16 protein-coding genes are annotated in these 19,543 nt (G+C 54.9%); 4 read left to right on the top strand and 12 right to left on the bottom strand.

Going from position 1 to position 19,543, the window contains the following annotated elements:
• Positions 1-65: 65 nt before the first annotated feature.
• The 7 genes from DTL42_RS23545 to DTL42_RS23515 form a co-directional block, all read right to left on the bottom strand.
• Positions 66-935: a 3-keto-disaccharide hydrolase gene (locus DTL42_RS23545; RefSeq protein ID WP_158545528.1), complete on the bottom strand. Its 870-nt coding sequence runs from the start codon at positions 933-935 to the stop codon at positions 66-68.
• Positions 936-1,194: 259 nt separating this feature from the next.
• Entirely contained in the window at positions 1,195-2,484 is a 1,290-nt protein-coding gene (locus tag DTL42_RS23540) for a DUF1501 domain-containing protein (RefSeq protein ID WP_114372821.1), read from the bottom strand.
• A gap of 62 nt (positions 2,485-2,546) precedes the next feature.
• Complete coding sequence (locus DTL42_RS23535) at positions 2,547-6,281, bottom strand: DUF1553 domain-containing protein (protein WP_234824332.1); 3,735 nt, start codon at positions 6,279-6,281, stop codon at positions 2,547-2,549.
• Between the two features lie 92 nt (positions 6,282-6,373).
• Positions 6,374-6,805: a hypothetical protein gene (locus tag DTL42_RS23530; protein ID WP_234824331.1), complete on the bottom strand. Its 432-nt coding sequence runs from the start codon at positions 6,803-6,805 to the stop codon at positions 6,374-6,376.
• Positions 6,806-6,904: 99 nt separating this feature from the next.
• Entirely contained in the window at positions 6,905-7,843 is a 939-nt protein-coding gene (locus tag DTL42_RS23525; RefSeq protein ID WP_114372817.1) for a DUF1559 domain-containing protein, read from the bottom strand.
• A 136-nt stretch (positions 7,844-7,979) separates the two neighbouring features.
• Complete coding sequence (locus tag DTL42_RS23520) at positions 7,980-9,668, bottom strand: FecR domain-containing protein (RefSeq protein WP_114372815.1); 1,689 nt, start codon at positions 9,666-9,668, stop codon at positions 7,980-7,982.
• Positions 9,665-10,192: a sigma-70 family RNA polymerase sigma factor gene (locus DTL42_RS23515; RefSeq protein WP_114372813.1), complete on the bottom strand. Its 528-nt coding sequence runs from the start codon at positions 10,190-10,192 to the stop codon at positions 9,665-9,667. The genes DTL42_RS23520 and DTL42_RS23515 overlap by 4 nt, the downstream gene beginning before the upstream one ends.
• Before the next feature lie 595 nt (positions 10,193-10,787).
• Between DTL42_RS23515 and DTL42_RS23510 the strand changes: the two genes are divergently transcribed.
• On the top strand, positions 10,788-11,600 hold the full coding sequence (locus DTL42_RS23510) for a hypothetical protein (RefSeq protein ID WP_114372811.1): 813 nt from the start codon (positions 10,788-10,790) through the stop codon (positions 11,598-11,600).
• A gap of 126 nt (positions 11,601-11,726) precedes the next feature.
• Here DTL42_RS23510 and DTL42_RS23505 read toward each other — a convergent pair whose 3' ends face one another.
• The 3 genes from DTL42_RS23505 to DTL42_RS23495 form a co-directional block, all read right to left on the bottom strand.
• Positions 11,727-12,194 (bottom strand): hypothetical protein, encoded by a 468-nt coding sequence (locus DTL42_RS23505; RefSeq protein ID WP_114372809.1) that lies wholly within the window; start codon positions 12,192-12,194, stop codon positions 11,727-11,729.
• 81 nt (positions 12,195-12,275) lie between these two features.
• Positions 12,276-13,154 carry a DUF1559 domain-containing protein gene (locus DTL42_RS23500; RefSeq protein WP_114372807.1) on the bottom strand — a complete coding sequence of 293 codons (879 nt, stop codon included), beginning with the start codon at positions 13,152-13,154 and terminating at the stop codon, positions 12,276-12,278.
• Positions 13,155-13,416: 262 nt separating this feature from the next.
• Positions 13,417-14,622, bottom strand: coding sequence for a XylR family transcriptional regulator (locus DTL42_RS23495; protein WP_234824330.1), 1,206 nt, complete (start codon positions 14,620-14,622; stop codon positions 13,417-13,419).
• A gap of 259 nt (positions 14,623-14,881) precedes the next feature.
• Here DTL42_RS23495 and DTL42_RS23490 point away from each other — a divergent pair, with 259 nt between their 5' ends.
• The 3 genes from DTL42_RS23490 (at position 14,882) to DTL42_RS23480 (ending at position 17,396) form a co-directional block, all read left to right on the top strand.
• A complete protein-coding gene (locus tag DTL42_RS23490) occupies positions 14,882-16,066 on the top strand; it encodes a sialidase family protein (protein WP_114372805.1) in 1,185 nt (394 codons plus the stop codon).
• Complete coding sequence (locus tag DTL42_RS23485; protein WP_114372803.1) at positions 16,066-17,025, top strand: dihydrodipicolinate synthase family protein; 960 nt, start codon at positions 16,066-16,068, stop codon at positions 17,023-17,025. The genes DTL42_RS23490 and DTL42_RS23485 overlap by 1 nt, the downstream gene beginning before the upstream one ends.
• Before the next feature lie 155 nt (positions 17,026-17,180).
• The gene (locus tag DTL42_RS23480) at positions 17,181-17,396 is read left to right on the top strand and encodes a hypothetical protein (RefSeq protein WP_114372801.1); all 216 of its coding nucleotides are present in this window, start codon (positions 17,181-17,183) and stop codon (positions 17,394-17,396) included.
• A gap of 21 nt (positions 17,397-17,417) precedes the next feature.
• Here the strand turns inward: DTL42_RS23480 and DTL42_RS23475 are convergent, their stop codons facing one another.
• Both DTL42_RS23475 and DTL42_RS23470 read right to left on the bottom strand, forming a co-directional pair.
• Positions 17,418-18,614 (bottom strand): Gfo/Idh/MocA family protein, encoded by a 1,197-nt coding sequence (locus DTL42_RS23475; protein WP_114372798.1) that lies wholly within the window; start codon positions 18,612-18,614, stop codon positions 17,418-17,420.
• Positions 18,615-18,640: 26 nt separating this feature from the next.
• The gene (locus tag DTL42_RS23470; protein ID WP_114372796.1) at positions 18,641-19,423 is read right to left on the bottom strand and encodes a phytanoyl-CoA dioxygenase family protein; all 783 of its coding nucleotides are present in this window, start codon (positions 19,421-19,423) and stop codon (positions 18,641-18,643) included.
• Between the last annotated feature and the right edge of the window lie 120 nt (positions 19,424-19,543).

Here is a 19,543-nt window from a genome sequence, read left to right as displayed (position 1 = left end):
ATTCAACCCAATAAGTTATCGAACGTACGGTGCGCGAGGTACATCTTTACAAGACAGGTATCCGTTCACGGCTGAACTTCCGGCAAAGGGTGTAGTTCTAGCTTACGAATGAACCATTCTGCACCCTCGGTTTGCACCAAGATTTTGCCTTGGCGAGGCTGAACATCGGTGATGTGATTGACAAGCTTTCCGTTAACTCGATAGGTCAGCTCGTCATCGCGGCAGATACATTCGATCCGTGTCCAAGCCTGGCCTGGGCTTTCGACATCGTTTTTGCCACGGAACCCTAAACGGTCTTGCCAGTCCGGATCGCGACCCAACCAGTTTACCCGTCCTTTGCGAAACACTTCCGGCTTGCCTTCCGACGACCAGACCGGCTCGCCATCTCGATCGCGCACAACGCTTACGGTCGCAGAGGGGTTAAGTTGGGTACCGTTTTTCCCACGTCCGGAAAGCACCAAAAGGTCACCGACGCCTCCTTCGATGATCTGGAATTCAAAGGAAGGCATCCAAGCCCCTGGCTGACCATCTTTCCAGCCGTAGCCGCCGTCGATTCCCTGGGCATGCACGAGCACACCGGCATCTTTGGCTGCCTGCTCGCGCGGTGCCCAAGTCTTTTCGCCCCAACGGTACTCCATGATCAGCAGGTAATTCGCATACTCTTTCTTGGTCGTTAATGCACCAAAGCCGTCTCCTGAGATTCGCAGAATCCCATCTGGTTGAACCGTGAAAACGTGGCGAGGATCTTCATAGCCGCTATCGGTGAGCCAGGTGTACCACTGCGATAAATCGTTATCGGGAATTAATGGAATAACCTTCGTCGGTATGACCGCCTGCCCAGGTTCTTGTACAGGTGAATCTGCTAGGGCGGGCAAGGGAAACGGCAAAGATAGGCTTACTCCCAGCAGCAGAGCGAATGCGTATAGTGCTTTCACTGTTGACACCTGTCGATTATCTAGGCGGGAAATAGGGGGGATTGTGATCGTGATATCTCCTGACATCACCATCGCGATAGTTCGCAGCATAACCTCTTCAGAAGCCCTTGGCCACTAAAAGACTAAACTTCGTGCGCGGGCAGAGAGGTTGTAGAGAGGAAGCCCAGCCGGAGAACGGCGACCGCTTGAGGGCAAATTGATTTCGCAGCGCGGCCAAAGGAGTGGTCTCGACCGCGCAAAAAAGTCTCTTGAGGAGCTTTTAGCCGAACAGTTTGGCAATGGGGTGCCCGCCGTCGGTGATTGGTACCGGGCGGTCTCCGTCGAAGAGCGACTTGGTGTAGTCGATGCCGACCGCAGCGTGGATCGTCGCGAAGAAGTCGGGGACAGAGACCGGGTCGGCGACGATTTTTTGCGATAGTTCGTCGGTTACATCGTAGGCACCTTGATGTTTCAAGCCGCCGCCAGCCAGTACACAGGTAAACGTCGAGCTTTGATGGCCACGCCCGCCACCACCGTCGAATTGCGGCGGACGACCAAATTCAGTGGTGATGACCACCAATGTTTTGTCTAGCAGTTTGTGTGATTCTAGGTCGAGAATCAACGTGGCCACGGCGGCGTCCATCTCTTGAATCAGTTTATGCTGATCGAGAATCCCACGATTGTGGACATCCCAGCCAGCCCCGTTCAGGAAGTTGAGATTGTGAGAGACCTCGATAAAGCGAACACCTCGTTCGACTAGGCGCCGCGCAAGAAGACAACGCTGGCCGAACTCGCCGCCGTAGCTTTCACGCAGTTGAGCTGGTTCGTTGGCGAGTTCAAAACTCCGCATGAACTCGGGCCCACTTAAGCGCATACTCAACTTGGCGGCGGCATCGTAGTCTTGCAGACGCTTGTCATTGGTTGGCGATTGGACCGCGCGTAATTCGTTTAAGTAAGTCTCGCGTAGAGTCTGACGCTGTGGCGTGATGGTATCGTGACGGGAAAGCCCGGCTGGCCCGCGTCCCGTTTCCGTTAGGTAAAGATAACTATGCTGGGCGCCCAAGAAGCCTGGGCCGCGCGAACTGTTCGGGTAGCCGATCAACACATAAGGAGGGGCCGCGTCAGATGCCGCGCCCCGCTCGTGGGCGATGATCGAGCCGAGCGAAGGATAGACGACCGTTCCGCTGACCGGACGGCCGACGTGCATCCAGTTGGTGGCCGCCGCATGTTCGTCGATCACGGAATGATGGACCGTGCGAACCGCCGTCAGGCGATCCATCACCTGAGCGACTTGGGGAAGGTGTTCACAGACTTCGACCTCGTTGACGGCGGTCGGAATGCTGTCGTAATAGGCCCCTGCTTGCTTTTTGGCAGGATCGCCTTTGCGTTTGGGATCGAACGTGTCGATCTGCCCCATGCCCCCTCCCAGCCAAATCGATATGACATGCTCGGCTTGCCCCTGGATCAGCGCCGGCGCATTGGCACCCCAAGCAGGGGCTGCTGCCACACCGGCTGCGGTCAAGCTGGCTGCCAGAAATTCGCGTCGACTAAAGTGATGAGAAGAAAACATATCCTCGATCCTCGTAGGCAAGGGTGAGATGAATGGGGAAGCGCATCGTTGCGGGCTGGGTATTAGGGCATCCAGACGAACTCGCGTAAGTTGGCGATACTCCAGACGAAGTCTTCATAACGCTGACGCCACTGGGGATTCAAACGAGGATCCCCTGGCGGGCCTTGGCGGACACGTGCTGCGTGCTCTTGCTGAATCGTATTCGCTTCGGAACGCAAGTGATTCGACCACGTCACCTGGGGCAAACGGGGCAGGGGGGCGGGGCGCATGATTTGATCTTCGGGAACCATTCGGTCCGAAAAACCTTCTGCTAGACGTGGTCGAAAAATCTCCTTCTCTTGGGAAGTGGGATAGCGGCTCAGCATTCGTAGGAAAATGGAATCGACCAGTGCCTCGGGCGACTTGGCTTCAACCGCCAGATCGGCCAGGACGCTGCCGTGCGAAGCTTTTGTTAGCCAGATGGTTAAATTGCTGTTCGCCATCACGGCAGGCTGGCGCACATTGGGATCGGTTTCGCGGTCGGTCTTCGGCGTTTGACGCTCGGCAGACCAGCCAAACGCAGTCAGCACTTCGGTTACCATGGCTGCATAAGGGAACGTCAAGCTCGGGCGATCACGCTCGTTTGACATGCTGACGAACATCCAACTGCGCGTCGGAAAGCCAAAAGAATTGCGGCTACTCGCGGTCCGGCGTCCATCCGGATCGAGTGTCATCCGTTCGACACTCATTTGGCAACCAGTCGCTGTGTAGAACGAGTCGACAATCTGCTCGGCCGTCATGCGGCGACGATCCGGGGCATTGAACAAACGCTGCTGAGGATCGGCATCCAAGTTCCAGCCAATGGCCTCTTGTTGGTAAAGATCCGAGGTCATGATCACGCGAGTGAGGTGCTTGATGTCGTAGTTATTAGCCACAAGCTCTTTGCCCAGCCAATCGAGCAACTCTGGGTGACTTGGCGGATTGCCTTCCCAATCGTAGGGGGATTCGACGATGCCAGCCCCGATAAGCCGTCGCCACACCCGGTTGGCTACGACCTGGGCGAAACGCGTGTTCTGAGGTGCGGTGACCAAGGTGGCCAGCTTCTCGCGTGTGTCGCTGGGGTTTTGCATCAATTGCCGGAGTGTGTCGTTATCTGCGGCACCGGTCGTTTTCGCAAACGGCCATGTCGGCGTGACGGGCTCGCCTGGTTTCAAGGTAACTTGAATCAACGATTCACGCTGCTTGGCCTCGAAGAAACCAGGAGGAACGGTACTCGACTTCGGCACCGTCACCGAACTGCGCGAGAACATCGCCGCGAGCGAGTAAAGGTCGCGCTGGGTGGTCGAGTGATAGGGGGAGTCGTGACAACGAGCACATTGCATCTCGATCCCCAGGAAAGCACTGGCCACAACGTGCCCCTTGGCGGCGAATGGGGAATCATTTTGAGCCGCTTGGGCAAACCCGGCGCTGCCTCCCTCGGCGGCGCTGCCACGCATCATCAACAACTCGGTCACCATGCGATCAAGTGGCTTGTCGTCTCGTAGCGAGTCGTGCAAAAACCAGCGGAATGGGCCGGTGCTGTTGAGGGTCGCGTTGATCATGGTGGGGTTTTCGGCCAACAGATCTTGCCAATAGCTCACCCAATGATCGGCCCAGCGTGGATCGTTCAATAGGCGATCGATTAACGCTTCGCGTTTGCCGGGCGACGTATCGGCCAGAAAGGCTCGGGCTTCCTCTGCCGAGGGAACCACGCCCACCGTATCGAGATAAGCCCGGCGAAGGAACGTGACATCATCGACCAGTGGAGCACGTGTCGTTTGTGTGGCGTTGAGGCGAACTTCCGGCCACTTCGCACCGTCGGTGATCCACTTTTCGAGGATTTGAATCTTCTCTTCTGAGAGTGGGTTGCCGGTTGGTGGCATGCGAAGTTCTTCATCGTGCGTTCGCATTCGTTTGATCATTTCACTCGCATGCGGATTGCCTGGGGCGATGGCTGGTTCGCCAGAGTAACCCCCTTCGATGGCCAGCTCACGCGAATTCAGGGCGAGGCCTCCCTTGTCTTTCTCGCCGTGGCAACGAATGCACTCGCTTTTCAGGATTGGGAGAACCTTGCTATGAAAGTGATTGGCCAGTTCCTCTGGCGTGTTATCGGGGCGCGATTCAATCTCTTCGAGACGCGCCACAATGAACGCGTCGATCGGGTTATGGGTGGCCACCTTGGTGGATGGCACACTCGGCTGCGGATGTTGGGCGACCCATTGCTGGGCAGCCGCATGTCGCTTTTGCCAGAACGCGTCTTGACTGGCCGAGGCGGTGTGGCGTGCCTGGTCGTTTTGTTGATCTAAGGAAGCCGCGATCCGAGATAGTTCGGCCTCCACCGCATCGTCGGTCAGTGGCAAGGGATCGCCGGCTAGGCCGGCTGGTCGCAGAACCTGAAACGATTTCCCTTGATCGGTACTGATCGCCAAGGTGAGTTCGCCTGGCTCGACCTTGAAGCTCTTGCCGCCAGCGATCGCTTCGACCACCACGCGAACCGGGCTTGCGGATTTGATTGAGACGTTGCCGGTCACCTCTTGGCAGCGATGCCACTTGGCACGATGCCCTGGGGCTGGAGGAGCGGAGACTGGGGTAATCGCTTCTTCGCCATCCGGCGAACCGGTAAGTGGCTCGGTCTTGGCGATAAGTTGCCCATCGACCCATACTCTGGCCAAGCCGCGAGCACGCATGAGCAGGGTGTGATCGCCTGAGGGCAGGACGACATCGCTGGCCATGCGAACAACAACCGGAGCTTTCCAGGCGTCGCGAATGCCCCAGCTATCGTAACGCAGGGGCAAACGGTCGAGCAGAAAGGCTTCCCCCTTCCAAGTATCGGCCACGTCAGGCCATAGCTCGTCGGTCATTAACCAGCGATCGTGCGTAGGAAAGCCTTCGTGAAAAGTGACTTGAACTTCATCGGAAGGAAGGATGCCAAGCTGCGGCATCACTTCCGGCTCAGGCCCGATGATGATCGGTTCTCCCACGCGATGAAAACGTTCTTGCAACGTTTTATCCGCGAGCACCTGACGATGAATGGCGACGGAATCGAGGAGGCCGCGAAAGCTGGCACCTGCCGAACCGTTCATCGACGAACCGATCCACACGTCATCGTTGTCGTTAACCGGAGCCGCTTGGGTGGGGCCTCCCATATCCCAAAAACCAGGGAATTTTTGCCCGTCGAGCCAAGCCCCGATGCTGGTAGGATCTCCGAACCGGTAGGTCACAGCGATATGATGCCAACCGCTACGAGGACGAAAGCCAGCATGCGTTGTAAAACGATGCCACGGATCGCGAGAGCCAGCACCGGGCGGTGTGGCGAACAGGAAATTGACTCGAGCGGTGCCATCGATGCCACGAATTCGCAGCGCCCAATTTTGATTATTCGCCGAAAAGCCACCTTTCCCCGTTCTGCCTTTGCCAATGATATAGGCCGTTTCTCCTTCGCGCAATTCTTTGACGTTCACCCAGGCTTCTAACGTGATTTCATCGCCGTTGGTGAAATCGTAAACGCTTCCCTCGCCGGGGTCGGCCACGATGTAGCGTGCTCCGTTGCCAGCGAAGCTGACCGCTGGGTTATCGCTCGGAAAGTCCGGAAAGCTGGGAGGACGAGGGCCTTCCGCATTTGGGTGGACGCCCCCTACCGAACGAAGTGACGCAGCCGTTTGGGGGCCGATTTTCCAACTGGCGAGGGACTGATCGGCGGTCCCGGCGGTTGCAACGCTAGGTAGCAAAATCGCCAAGCCCAGAAGTAACGCGACTGTCATTCGGCGTAGGGGTGTCATGGGAAAAACTTTCCAATCTCAAACAAAGTTCAGGCGGGAATCGATCGAAGAAGAGGCGAGGCGGGCAAGGGGAGCAAACTTCTAACAGCTTGCTAGTCATTCAGTTCGAAGGTGAACTTGTTGACGTCTCCGGCTTTGACTTCAGCGGTCAGTTCGCTGGTCGAAAAGCTGGTGTACTTCTTGGGGATCATCGACTTGGAAACCGTCATCTCGGTATTGGGATCGGCTTCTTTCTCTTTGCCAGCATCTCGTTCGGTAGCAATAATCGAAACCTGATTGAGGCCGATAATTGCCCCGTCGCCATCGCCATAGGTCGAAAGCGTGAACGTGCCGTCCTCTTGGATCTTGCCCGTCGAAGGGGAACCTGCTTCTGGGCGGAAGCTCACATTGCCAAATGTCAGCGGCTTACCTTTGTAGGTCACGGTTCCTTTGACCGGGGCCGTTTCAAGCTGGCTCGGTCCCGAGCATCCTGCCGTGAGGATAGCCATGCCAATACAAATCAAACCGTAGTAGTACAGGCGCATATATTTCTCCGAATTCGTCGTGTGGCCTGCCGCAAACAACCGTGCGACACGACCAACGACAAAATTTAAGTTGGGGTAAAGTGGGAAAAGAAAGTTTGACTATGGGATCGATAGAGGTTCACCGCCACTGACGGTGGCAATGGCGCGGTAGGTATCAAAGTTGATCGTCTCAGGCAGGAAATGAACGCTTCCATCCACGGCGGCAAAGTTCGCTCCGCCAGGGTGGAAGCTGCCAAACGGCAAGTGATTGAAAGCAAGCCCATCACTCGCCCGATCGCGACGCGAGTTGATGGTGTCTTCGTAGATGATTTTCAAGTTATAAAGCGCGCCTTTAGCGACATTGGTCGTGCCAACGATCCAGCAGCGCACGTTCCCCGGGTAGCCGCTGTTACTGCCGCTCCGATCGCGGTGAATGAAGTCGCCAATCATGATCGTGTTACTCAAGCCATCGGTGATGTCCGCAATCGAGCGTTCCCCGTTGATGCGGAAGGCCCCGTTCGAGGTGATCATGCCGTGGCCTGCGTTGCCCGGTAGGCTTTGATCTCGGGTGGTGTCGTTGAAATAAACACCGGCAATTCCTTGGTAAGGAAAGATCGCGCCGTCGGAATAGAGTGCGCTGGAAGTGTTCACCTGTTGCCCGGCAAAACTTGGGCAGAAGTAGCCACTGATGGCCGCTTTACGGATGTTCTCGTGTGAGGTGTCTAAGGGACCGACTGAGAAGTTGTACGCATCGTACAGGGCGTTTTGTTCGATGAAGGGAAGGATTGCTACCGCCCAGCCGTGCGAATCCCATTGCCCCGATTTCAGCTTGTAGTAGGTTCCAGGAGGAAGTTTGCCTTGGTTGGTATCCATATAGTTGTGACAAGCCAACCCCATTTGCTTGAGGTTGTTAGAACACTGCATGCGCCGCGCGGCTTCGCGGGCCTGTTGCACTGCTGGCAGCAGCAAGGCAATGAGAACGCCGATAATAGCGATCACGACTAACAGTTCTACCAGGGTAAAACCGAGACGAGAGGAGGGAGACAACTTGTGATGCATGGTGAGGAGCCTCAGCAGGAATAGAAAGGAAAGTAAGATTACGTGAAGAAAGGAAAGCCAACTTCGGCAGCTGATGAAAGGTAAGTCGCCAGCCAACAAGCCGTTGGCAATGATCTTGGGAGGAGAACAAAATGAATTAGGGAGCCGTAGGGGGATCGTCGGATAGAACGTCGGGGAAGCCAGCGATAAAGGTGGGATCAACGATGTGGTCGTCGTCGAGGGCATCTTGGAAGAACAAACCGTCTACCAGTGCACCTTCTGGATAACCTAAATCAGATAGATCAATCCCCACGGCGATAGCGCGAAACTTCGTCGAATCGGCGATGGGGGTATGATGAAAGGTTTGCAATTGATCTAGCGACCGAGGAAGCTCTTCAAAGCGGTAAATATACAACTGTTGAACTTCCAACGATTCGGGGGATTCGAGTGTGAGGTCATACGAGGTGATGGTATGGGAATGAAGTCCTGGCTCAAACTTCAAAGGGCTAATATGGAATGCGTCACCTTGTAGTGGATTGGAAAACGTTTGCAACTCGCAGAACACCACATCCGCCCCTGGTCCATTACGCACCGGACGCGCGAACTGGACTGCCATGCCTGGCGTGCCGAACTCACCGGTACTTTCGTCGATAGTTAGATCGGGATTCGAGGTCAACGGCTGACGGCTGCCGCCAATGTTGATGACGCCAGTGCGAATGCTTTGGTCACGGGCAAAATCGGCGTAGTGCTGGGGAAGCTTTCTCTCGCCAATTAAATAGCCGTGACTCGTCTGCGCGTGAAACCAAGTCACGTGCGAGGGAATCAGGTCTTCCACCGGGAATTGATAGGTCTTGCCGCCACGCTGAACCGTGATGCTTTGCAGATTCTCGGCACTGCCGGAATGGTTCGTGCTTGCTTCGTAAGAGATGATTCGATCAGGCAAGTGGGACTGGTAGTGATTGGGATTGAACGACAACGGTTTGGGCGAGGAAGGATCGGGAAAGGAAAATCTCCAGGCGTCGGCAGGCTTTAACCGCAATTGAAAATCTTGCTCGGCATCGTTGTTCGACTCTCGTTTCCGATAGACATCCGCAGCACCTTCTACAACTTGAACATCGGTGACATTCGATTCAAGCACATCGACCGAGAAACGGGTGCCACGGTCGACAATATTTACGTCAGGCGTATCGACCTGAAAGCCTTCTGCGCCATCCGGAGCATGGACACTACAGCGTCCGACATCGATTGCCATTCGTTCGCCGGTAAGCACGCGAAACACGGCTGGCCCTTCGATAATGGCCTTCGCCCCGCGCGGAAACTTTAGCTCGACTTGCCCTTCGATCAGTATGTAATCGCGTTTGGGGATTGGCGTAGCGTCAATCGCTGGCGGAAGTTCTCCAAAAAACTTGGCCCGAGCCATGCTAGAGAAACGAACGCCTGAGGTCGGAGAAATCGGGGCTTGCGGGGCACGTGGTTGCTGGTTGAAGGCAACCGGCTTGTCTCGGTGTGAAACGAACATCCCTGTTAAGAGCGTCAGCGGCAACAGCAGCGCAATTGCCAAGCCTGTCTGCCAGTTCGTTATCTTTGGCGGGCCTTTGGCGGAAGCGGAAGATGCCGTGGCTGGTTCCGCCAGTTCGCTCTCGGCAAGATTGCCTAGATGAAAAGCCACGTCGGGAAGGTCTTCGTGAACTTGCAGGTATTCAAGATACAAACGTCGAGCTGCCGGATCGCTAGTCAAGTGTTGATCGAGCAAGGTGAATTGATCGTCCGTAATCGAACCATCGATCAGGGCAGCAATCAGGTCTCCTAGCTCACGTTCACGGGGCAATGGTTGTTTGCCGCTCATACGTTGCCCTCCGAGGAACTGGCCTTACGAACGCACGAGGCCAGCACGTAGCGAATCCTGGCCAGATTGCGATACAAGCGGGCGACCGGTTCTTCGATTCGCTTCGCCAGGTTCTCGACCGTTTCTTCACTGAAGTAACGCAGTTCGACGAGGCGGCGATCCTGTTCGTTCAATTTGCCCATACACGTGGCTAAGGCCTGTTTGTTTTCTTCGATCTGGCGAGTGTTCTGTTGATATTCGACGGCGATCGCCTCAACCACTTCATCCGAAAAGTGACGCTGTTGCGTCTTCGAGCGTTTGCGGTGCTGCAAGACTTCGTACAACGCAAAGCGACACGCCCAATTGAAAAAAGGATGCGCCGAATCGTACTGATCGAATTTCCGCATTAGCGCAATCGCCGTCTCTTGCATGACATCGTCAACATCGGCCGAGACCGCCATCAACGACGATACATACCGCCTCAGCCGCGATTCTTCCTTGGCATAGAGGCGGATAAATTCTTCGTTTTGTTGCGTGATCTTCACCGAGTTGTGTTTTCCTTTTCATATCGAATCATCCTTATCTCTGCAGATTCTCGCTAGAAAATAATAAAAACGCAAAAATGGATACACCCCCGCCGTTGCTATGGTTCCACATGACGTTAAGGGATGGTTGTTTAGTATTAAAGACGAGCTCCTCATAAGCGAAATAGGAAGGCACCTTCTTATCCCATGGCTCGGGCTGTCAACGCATCCCAAGCCAGGCACCAGAAAGCTTGGCCAGATGCATTGCCTTGCGCTTTGAAGGTCACGCTACAAACGTAATTGCTTGCCCATAACTGCTGAGTTGGATTCCATTTATTCGGAACACGCCGTCATGCTACGAACTGGGCAAGCGGTAGCGATTGCGCTGCCAACTGGATAACGGCTTCTGCAAATTTCTTGAATCTAGTCAACGTGTCTGATATGTTCTCGATTAACATCCCCCAGCAGTCTGTTGATTTTCTCAGATCGGCTACGTAATTGAGATTGGGGCGATTGCTGCGTGGTCACGCCGTGCGCTCGACGCAATCTCAATCACTCGCGAACGAAGCAGAAATTCCACAGGCTGCTAAATGCTTGGCCCAGAGGAATTGAAGAGATGGGTGGCTATCGGATTGGTGCTTGCAGTGTGCTAATGATCGCTTGGTCAGCCGTTTCGTTCGGGCAAGAGCGAGGGGAGTCGGACAAGGCGAAACAGTATTTAGAGGCCGCTGCGCAGACATACACTCTGCGGTCGACCAGTGAGAGTCGTCAGTTTAAGCTGTCGGAAAATGCAATTCTCAGTTATACCAATCCCACACGTGAGTCAGGCAGTATCCATGGCGCGAGTTGGCTATGGTTAGATGGCGAAAAGCCTGTGGCCGCTTGCTCGTACTCGATTCGTCGTCCTTATAACAACGTGATGCTAGAGTTTTCCCTCCTGGATGCGCAACCATCCGTAGGAGTGCATGAGGAAAACGAGATCTGGCGGCCAGATGTGAACGGGCTAAGCTCTTTGGATTTCACCGATGTGCCGGCCCCGCGTCCGCGTGAACAGCAACGCTTATCGCAGATGCGTTTGTTAGCCAGAGAATTTCAAGTGGTTTGCAAGCGGAAGGGAGAGCCAACGGTACTACGTCTGCTCTCCCAGCCACTCTATCGCTACAAAGTTCCCACCGAGGGCGTGGTAGATGGAGCCTTGTTCGCTTTCGTGATTAGTAACGACCCTGAATTGCTTCTTAAGATCGAAGCCGTCTCGGAAGCAGATGGAACACCAGGGAAGTGGCGCTACTCGTTTGCACGCATGACTTCCCTGGAAATGGAAGTCCGGAGGAAGGATCAGGTCGTCTGGGGCGTGGAAGACTTCTACGAGAACGGCAGGTCGAATGCCAAAGAGTACTTCGAAGCCAAACACGGTAAATACATCGAGTGATACCAAGCACTTGATGGGTGATTATGGGATCGCTGGCTTCTTCTCTAGCACGATAAAAAAAGCTGGCATGCTACCGTAATTGGCATGCCAGCTTCTCGCTTGACGGTTGAAATGTCGCTACGTTCTTCAAGTCCCTTCAAACGACTTGTCACTCTTCTTTACGTCGAAGTCCATGGTGGAGTTCTTTTCATCGGTGAACTTCACCTTGGTATTCCAGCCAATAAATAGTGGGCTACCTTCCGGATTGTCTTCTGTGGCAACGCCGTCGTAGGCACTGATGGTAACAACCTGGTCACCACCGGTTGTTGCCCGCCCATTTTGTTTTGTGTTGAATTTGCCGTCAACGATTTCGGCATAGCCTTGCGGGCCAGAGTTGCCTAGCGTGCCATCCGGATCAAACGTAATTCCACCTCGCGGGATGGGCTTGCCCGCGAGTGTGGCCGTTCCTTGCACGTGGAAGCTACGCGGGTCGTCGCCAGACTGACTGCAGCCGACCAGGGCAACGACGATCAGCAAGAGCAGCGACAGCGAGGTACGGTTTTTCATGGGAGCCGCACGAAGCATTTCTGCGATCTGCCAGTTGAGAGTTTGCATGGGAGAATTAAATTCTTGAGAAGGAAAAAGTGAGTCGGCGACGAACGAAATATTGGTCCCTGCCGGTCAGGGATGGTGTCGTTATTCCTCAGAAACGACTTCGCCGTAGGCACGCGAAGAGAGAGCCCGATAGATTCCCATATCGATTGTTTCAGGCACGAAGCGAGAACTGCCGTCGCATAGTTGAAATTGGGCGCCGCCAGGATGATGACTGTTGAACGGCATGTAGGCAAAGGTGGAGCCAAGCGTGTTGATACCGTGCTTGACATACTTGGCAGAAGCATCCGTTTCCCCACGAACCCAACTCGACCCATCGAACTTCTGATCGCCCGTTCCCAGGAGACCGGTAATCTCTCCTACTTGCAGTGTGTTGGACGTACCATCGGTGATATCGCGGAACTTGATCGAATTGCGGTTAAGGAAAGCACCGAGCTGCGTGCCACCAACACTCGGGTATTCGTTTCCTGCTGCCTGGCCCAGGATTTGGCCGGTACGCGGTCCTTGGTTGCCATAGTAGTGAGAAACGTAACCTTTGCGACCATCCGAAAGGGTACTCGAACCGTGCACGACTTGCTCAATGGTACCGCTTGGGCAAAGGAAGCCAGAAATACGATTCAAGCCGTGAATCAGCTTGTTCGGGCCTTCTTTGTTGGTGCCAGCGTTCCACGATCCGCTGTTGAAATTGAATTGATCGTGCAGTGCCCCTTGTTCGATGAATGGCAAAATCAGCACGTTCCACGAGAGTGTATTACTCTGCACACTGGCGGGCGGAAACGTTTTGAACGTGTCGTGATAGTTGTGCAGCGCCAATCCAATTTGTTTGAGGTTGTTGCTACAAGTCATGCGACGTGCGGCCTCGCGTGCTTGCTGCACTGCCGGCAGCAAAAGAGCGATTAAAACGCCAATGATGGCGATGACGACAAGAAGCTCAACCAGCGTAAAGCCTTGCTTTTTTGACATGGTAACCAAGGTTCCCGAAGAGAAGCGTTTAATGAAACGCCGAAGGAGAAATGTTTGTCAGGAGAAAAAAACGTAAAACAAATGACAAATTCATTTCTCGATTTGCTTATTCTTTCTTAATGAATGAGGAAGAACAATGTACATTTTCGGGAAAAGCATGGTTGATTTCGCTACCCATCAGGTTGCTGCCAAAAGGGTCTGAGGTTATCGGTTGCAGAGATCAGAGGAGAATGAGAGCGCAGCGTCCTCCTGTTCTGGCTGTTTAAGGTTGCCCTCCGCTCCCATGCTGGGCGCGGTACTGATTCGGGGAAATTCCTAGTTGGCGTCGGAAGATACGACATAGGTTGTGCGATGTCAGAAAGCCTGATTGCTCGGCGACCTGGGCGATTTTCAGTTTTGTCTCGGCCAGCATCCGACACGCGTCCGTCATTCTCAGCTTGCGCAATTCCTCCATCGGCGACCGTGGATAATGTTCGCGGAAGGCTTTCTCGAGGCCACTTCGCGACATGCCAACATGCTTCACAACGTCGCTCATATCGATCGGATCGTGAGAGAAGTCGCGCATAAATCGCAGCGCTGCCGCGACGCCAGGGTGATCGACGGCCAGGCTGTCGGTGCTCCGTCGGTCGACAATTCCACCCGGCGGAACGTAAAGCGGGGAAGTAGGAACAGGTTCGCCGTTCATAATGCGATCCAACAGGGCAGCGCCTTCATAGCCCACGCGTTCCCAGTTGGTTTCGACGCTTGAAAGGGGCACTCGTAGGCAATCGCAAATCGTTTCCGTGTTATCGACTCCTAGCACGGCGATCTGCTCTGGGATCGCAAGGTTCGAGGCCGCACAAGCTTCGATGACTTCAACCGCTTCGATATCGCGAACAACAAAAGCAGCCAAGGGACGCGGCAATTGCGAAAGCCGCCGCACCAGCCAAAGATGTCGCTGCTGTCGGGTATCCTCTTGTTGGTGGCGTTCGCGCTGCCAAGACAAAATCTCGCAATCGAAGCCAGCGCTGCGGAGTTCGGCCTGAAAAGTTTGCAGACGGGCCCGGCTGACTCCCATCTCCCAGCGATGCACGAAGGCGAAGTTGCGATGGCCTCGATCCAAAAAATGCCGAGCTGCCAGTCGCCCGATCTGAGCGTTGTCGACCGTTACCCGAGGCAAGTCGATATCGGGGCGACTTTCTGAAAGATCGACGATGGGCGCATCGAGCCGCCACAAACGACGCCATAACTGAGCGCGGCCGCCAAGCAACGTTATCACGCCGTCGCCTTGCCAATGCTTGGGGACCAAGTCGTCGAGATCCGCAGTGAGATGCCAATGCCGCTCGCTGGCGAACTTCGCAACCCCACGATGGATCTCTGGATAGTACCAGCTGAGGGAAAGGAGAACGCTGCGGGCCTTCTCCGCCCCTGCGTGATGGCTCGTCATACGACGATTGGCCGATGACTTGATGACCATGTTTAGGTTCATTTCAGCCGAATCCTGAGGCGATGGTAGTCTTCAATAGGAGTAGCGAAACTGCCCATGATTTTGCCTGAATTGCTTATATCGCTACATTTTGTGTTGGTTACCATATTACTTGGCGGGCGCAAGATTGCCCATAATTTAACGATTTATCGCCATCGATCCTCGCCGCGAGTTCCCCCCATCCCACCCAACATGGAATGCCAGAATCGTTTTGCGCGCGGTTTGGGCTTACCAAAAATCGACGATCGAGAGGACACCCAGGATGACCAACACGTTTGTAAAACCCGCGACCGTTTTGGCCCATTTGTGCCTGGCTTTGGTGCTTTGCTGCCAGACCGCTCTGGCGGAAAACAAAGTGGAAGATAGCCAAGCCCTGCCACAAACCGATTTGTTTGTTTCTGGCGAAGGAGGCTACAACAGCTACCGAATTCCTGCGCTTGCAGTCACCAAATCAGGAACGTTGCTGGCTTTTTGCGAAGGACGAAAGAACAGCCTGTCCGACGCCGGCAAAATCGACTTACTGCTGCGGCGTTCGACCGACGGTGGCAAAACGTGGTCGCCAATGCAAGTGATTTGGGACGATGGCAGCAATACGTGCGGTAACCCTTGTGTGGTCGTTGACCAGGAAACGGGAGTCATCTGGCTTTTGTCCACATGGAACTTAGGTAGCGATCATGAAGGCCAAATCATCAATGGAAAAAGCAAGGACACACGCCGCGTGTATGTTCTTTCTTCCGAAGACGATGGCAAAACTTGGTCCTCGGCTCAGGAAATTACCGCTACCACCAAGAAGAAAAATTGGGCTTGGTACGCTACCGGGCCTGGTTGTGGTATTCAGCTCGAACATGGGCCGCACAAAGGGCGTCTGGTAATTCCTTGCGATCATATCGAAGCCGGCACCAAAGGTTACTACTCGCACGTGATCTATTCCGACGACCATGGCAAAACCTGGCAGTTGGGTGGACGGACACCAAAAGGCCAAGTCAACGAGTGTGAAGTGGTTGAGCTTACCGGCGGGAAGATGATGCTTTGCATGCGGAACTACGACCGCTCGATCAAGGCCCGTCAGACCGCGATTTCTGAAGATGGTGGAGCAACCTGGACCGATCAGAAAATCGATCCGGAACTGGTCGAACCACGCTGTCAGGCCAGCATCCGACGTTTGCGTTGGCCAAGTGCCGAGCAGGCTGGCGTGCTCCTCTTTCTGAACCCAGCTCACCCTGATAAACGCGAGGCGATGACGATTTTGGCCAGCGAAGACGACGGCGAAACTTGGCCTCTTGCGATGCCGATTTACGACGGAAGCAGCGCCTATTCGTGCCTCTGTATCTTCGATTCGCCCGCAGGAAATCCGCAGATTGGTTGCTTCTACGAACGGGATAATTATCGCAAGATCACCTTTACCCACTTCGACTGGGAAACCCTGGTAAAGGAAGCCCAGAAATAATGAAGCCACTTTCCGCCGAGCAAATTCGCGGCAACTGGGCGACGTTAATCGTGCCCTGGAAGGAAGACGATTCGCTCGACCTGCCACGGTTGGCGACGGAAATCGATACGCTCATCGCAATGCAGGTTGATGGAATTTACTCGCATGGAACCGCCGGCGAGTTTCATTGCCAGAGCGAAGAAGAGTTTGATCTGGTAAGCGGGTTGCTCGCGGATAAATGCAACGCCGCCAACATGCCGTTTCAAATCGGTGTGAGCCACATGTCGGCTCAAATTTCGTTAGCACGGCTCAAGCGAGCTATTTCGCTTAAGCCGAGTGCGGTCCAGGTGATTGTACCGGACTGGTTTCCACCGACGAATCAAGAGATCGTTACCTTTCTGCAGCGGATGGCGGAAGCGGCCGGAGAGATTGGCATGGTGCTGTACAATCCGCCCCATGCCAAACGAGTTCTCACACCGGTTGAGATTGGCAACTTGGCCGCACAGGTCCCAAGCCTTATCGGGCTGAAGACGGCAGGGGGAGACGCCGCTTGGTACGCGTCGATGCGTGAACATCTCTCGGACTTGAGCGTTTTTGTCCCGGGGCATCTGTTGGCTAGTGGTATCAAGCAAGGAGCCCACGGAGCTTACTCGAACGTGGCCTGCTTGAACCCTGCCGTTGCCCAGCGATGGACCGATCAAATGCAAACCGACTTGCCGGGGGCGTTAGAATTGGAGCAGCGGCTGAGAGCTTTCATGGCCGAGCATATTGCCCCGTTCATTACGCGCGATCACTATTGCAATGCGGCCTGCGATCGTTTGCTTAGTCAAATTGGCGGCTGGGCCTATGTCGGCACGACCATGCGTTGGCCCTATCGCTCGATCCCCACCAGCGAAGCCGAGCGGCTACGTCCGATTGCCAAGGAGATGCTGCCCGAGTTTTTTCAGGCCAATTGGCAGTCAGCTGCCGTCACTTGTTAGACGCCTCGGCTCCGTATTTGTCCCGGTTTTGCCAAGTTGGTACACGCTCGAAAATCAGCCCGGTGCGGCTTAACCCCCGGTCGACGTGTTGCTTGTCTTCTGTGCGAGGGATATCTTAAATCGAATCGACGATTTACTTCCCAGGAGATCAAGCCATGGCCAACTTTCTACGCGTTCCCGATTCCAACGGTCATACCTGTTACGTCAACCTGAGCAGCATCCAAATGTGCCGGCTGGAACCACAAAGCGGCCGCTTGACGATTCACTTGAACCCCAGCGAAGGCAGCTCGCTCCTGCACATCTTGCTCGACGGCGAAGAAGCCAAACGAGCGGTGCGCATTCTGGAAAGCCAGTGCGTGGATGTTGTGTAAGCATCCCGCTTGGTCGAGTTACTAAGCTTCGACAACTCGCTGGCTGAGTTCGCCGGTTGTTTTATGTCGTAGGATCAACTTGGTTGCTCCGCTGGGCATTTTTTCGCGTTTGATGAGTAGGTGCTCGGCATCGTACTCGCGAGAAGTTCCCACGTGCGGAACGTTTTCGCGGCCACGCCACAGCGGCAACTCAACGGCTGTCCACTGCTTGCTTTGCACCGATGCATAAGCGGCGTCGATGATGGCGTTCACAACGTAACCATCGTAAAAATCTTCCATCGGCTGGCCGCCGCTTTCTAGTTGCGAAAGGACATCGGCGAACATTTCGACATACCCCAACGCGGCCGCTTCGTCCCCCACGGGGAACAGCCAGCCGGTCTCGCTTTCCGCTTTCTCGGCGACGTAGCCCGCTTGGCCTGCTGCCGAGAACATTTCCATCCCGGTCCGCAGCCAATGATTGAGCCAGATGGTTCCTTCCGTACCGGCGACTTCGTCCCGCAGATCCATGCCGCCGCGAAAAGCCCAGCTAACCTCAAACTGGCCGATCGCTCCGTTCTCGTAGCGAACCATCCCCACGGCGTGATCTTCGACGTCGACCGGGTGAACCTGGGTATCGGCCCAACAGATTACCTCGACCGGGCGAATATCTTTGCCGATGAAGTTACGGGCGATCTCGATGCAATGGCAACCCATATCAATGATCGCGCCGCCGCCAGAGAGTTCCTTATTCCAGAACCAATCGCTGTGCGGGCCAGGGTGTGTTTCACGTGAACGAACCCATAGCACATCCCCAATCGCGCCGGCTTGGATCGATTGAAGTGCTTTCAAAGTTTTCGGGGTGTAGACCAAATCTTCCAGGTAACCATGAAAGACGCCAGCCTTTTCTACCGCTTCCAACATCCGCAGCGACTCGGCCGCGTTCGTTCCGAGTGGCTTGGTGCACAAAACGGCTTTGCCAGCTGTCGCCGCCGCGACCACGGCTTGCTCGTGCAAATGATTCGGCAAACCGATAATCACCGCATCGATTTCCGGATCGCTAATCGCAGCGTGCAGGTCGGTGGTATGCCGTGGAATTTGAAACTCGTGAGCAAACGCTTTCGCGCTGTCTGCATTGCGTGAATAAACCAACGCCACACGATCACGCGAGCGTTTGCCTTGAAGCGACTCGGTATAGAAGCGACCGATTAATCCGGTCCCTAGCAAAGCAATCCGCGTCATCCGTTGCCTCGTTGACGTTTCTTAAACTATAAAGCCGCCTGACGTTCGATCATTTCGGTCACACGCTCGTCGGGCCAGATCTCTAGCGGCGAGTAATTCGGATGCCGGCCACCGGTGACGATTGGATCATTGTGACGCGTATTGTAACAGCAGATCAATGACCAGCGCGAAAGTTCCGACGTATTCTGATCGGAACGATGCAGAAGATTGCTATGAAAGAAAACGGCGTCGCCTGGGTCCATTTCGCAGTAAACCAGGGCATGTCGCGAACACGCTGCGGCGACGCGTTCAGGGTCTGCGCCTGTTTGCTGGCCAACCTTCACGTGCTCGATACGCCCCAGCTTGTGCGAGCCACTTAATACTTGCAGGCAGCCGTTGGCTTGGGTGGCCTTATCGACGGCTAGCATGCAACTGCCCATGTCAGGGTATAAACATCCGTTGTAATACCAATACCCATAATCTTGGTGCCACTCCCACGCGCCGCCAGTGAGGGGCTGCTTGAGGGTCATCTTATGATGGTAGTGATAGACTTCGTCCCCCAGCAAGGCAGCCATCGTCCCGGCAATACGCTGGCTCCGCACCACTGCCGTGTAAAGCGAGTCTTCGGCTAAATCGTTCCGCACCGCCAAACGAGTCTCGCCACCTTGCCCATCGTTGCGGACGTACGATTCGCCTAGCATCGACTCGTCTCCCTTGGCGTAGGCGATCAAGCGATTCATCTCCGCTTCCCGAAAGATCTGCCGAACGATCAGGTAACCTTGCTCCTGAAACTGAGCGATCTGTTGAGGGCTTACCGTAAAACCGGGCATGCTACGAAATCCTTCAAAAAGGGAAATGGCCTGCGTGAATTGAGACGTCAAAAACGCTTGCTCAGGCACTCATTATCCCCCAGCGACGCAAATGTGGAATTCACTTTGCGGTTCAATAGT

It is taken from the genome of Bremerella cremea (assembly GCF_003335505.1).
GTDB lineage: Bacteria > Planctomycetota > Planctomycetia > Pirellulales > Pirellulaceae > Bremerella > Bremerella cremea_A.
This window is presented reverse-complemented; position numbering and strand designations above follow the sequence as displayed.

What these genes read in the sequence shown, in the direction of transcription:
- DTL42_RS23540 (WP_114372821.1), bottom strand. Translation starts at nt 2,484, where the DNA reads ATGTTTTCTTCTCATCACTTTAGTCGACGCGAATTTCTGGCAGCCAGC.
- DTL42_RS23535 (WP_234824332.1), bottom strand. Translation starts at nt 6,281, where the DNA reads ATGACACCCCTACGCCGAATGACAGTCGCGTTACTTCTGGGCTTGGCG.
- DTL42_RS23530 (WP_234824331.1), bottom strand. Translation starts at nt 6,805, where the DNA reads ATGCGCCTGTACTACTACGGTTTGATTTGTATTGGCATGGCTATCCTC.
- DTL42_RS23525 (WP_114372817.1), bottom strand. Translation starts at nt 7,843, where the DNA reads ATGCATCACAAGTTGTCTCCCTCCTCTCGTCTCGGTTTTACCCTGGTA.
- DTL42_RS23520 (WP_114372815.1), bottom strand. Translation starts at nt 9,668, where the DNA reads ATGAGCGGCAAACAACCATTGCCCCGTGAACGTGAGCTAGGAGACCTG.
- DTL42_RS23510 (WP_114372811.1), top strand. Translation starts at nt 10,788, where the DNA reads ATGGGTGGCTATCGGATTGGTGCTTGCAGTGTGCTAATGATCGCTTGG.
- DTL42_RS23505 (WP_114372809.1), bottom strand. Translation starts at nt 12,194, where the DNA reads ATGCAAACTCTCAACTGGCAGATCGCAGAAATGCTTCGTGCGGCTCCC.
- DTL42_RS23500 (WP_114372807.1), bottom strand. Translation starts at nt 13,154, where the DNA reads ATGTCAAAAAAGCAAGGCTTTACGCTGGTTGAGCTTCTTGTCGTCATC.
- DTL42_RS23495 (WP_234824330.1), bottom strand. Translation starts at nt 14,622, where the DNA reads ATGAACCTAAACATGGTCATCAAGTCATCGGCCAATCGTCGTATGACG.
- DTL42_RS23490 (WP_114372805.1), top strand. Translation starts at nt 14,882, where the DNA reads ATGACCAACACGTTTGTAAAACCCGCGACCGTTTTGGCCCATTTGTGC.
- DTL42_RS23485 (WP_114372803.1), top strand. Translation starts at nt 16,066, where the DNA reads ATGAAGCCACTTTCCGCCGAGCAAATTCGCGGCAACTGGGCGACGTTA.
- DTL42_RS23480 (WP_114372801.1), top strand. Translation starts at nt 17,181, where the DNA reads ATGGCCAACTTTCTACGCGTTCCCGATTCCAACGGTCATACCTGTTAC.
- DTL42_RS23475 (WP_114372798.1), bottom strand. Translation starts at nt 18,614, where the DNA reads ATGACGCGGATTGCTTTGCTAGGGACCGGATTAATCGGTCGCTTCTAT.
- DTL42_RS23470 (WP_114372796.1), bottom strand. Translation starts at nt 19,423, where the DNA reads ATGCCCGGTTTTACGGTAAGCCCTCAACAGATCGCTCAGTTTCAGGAG.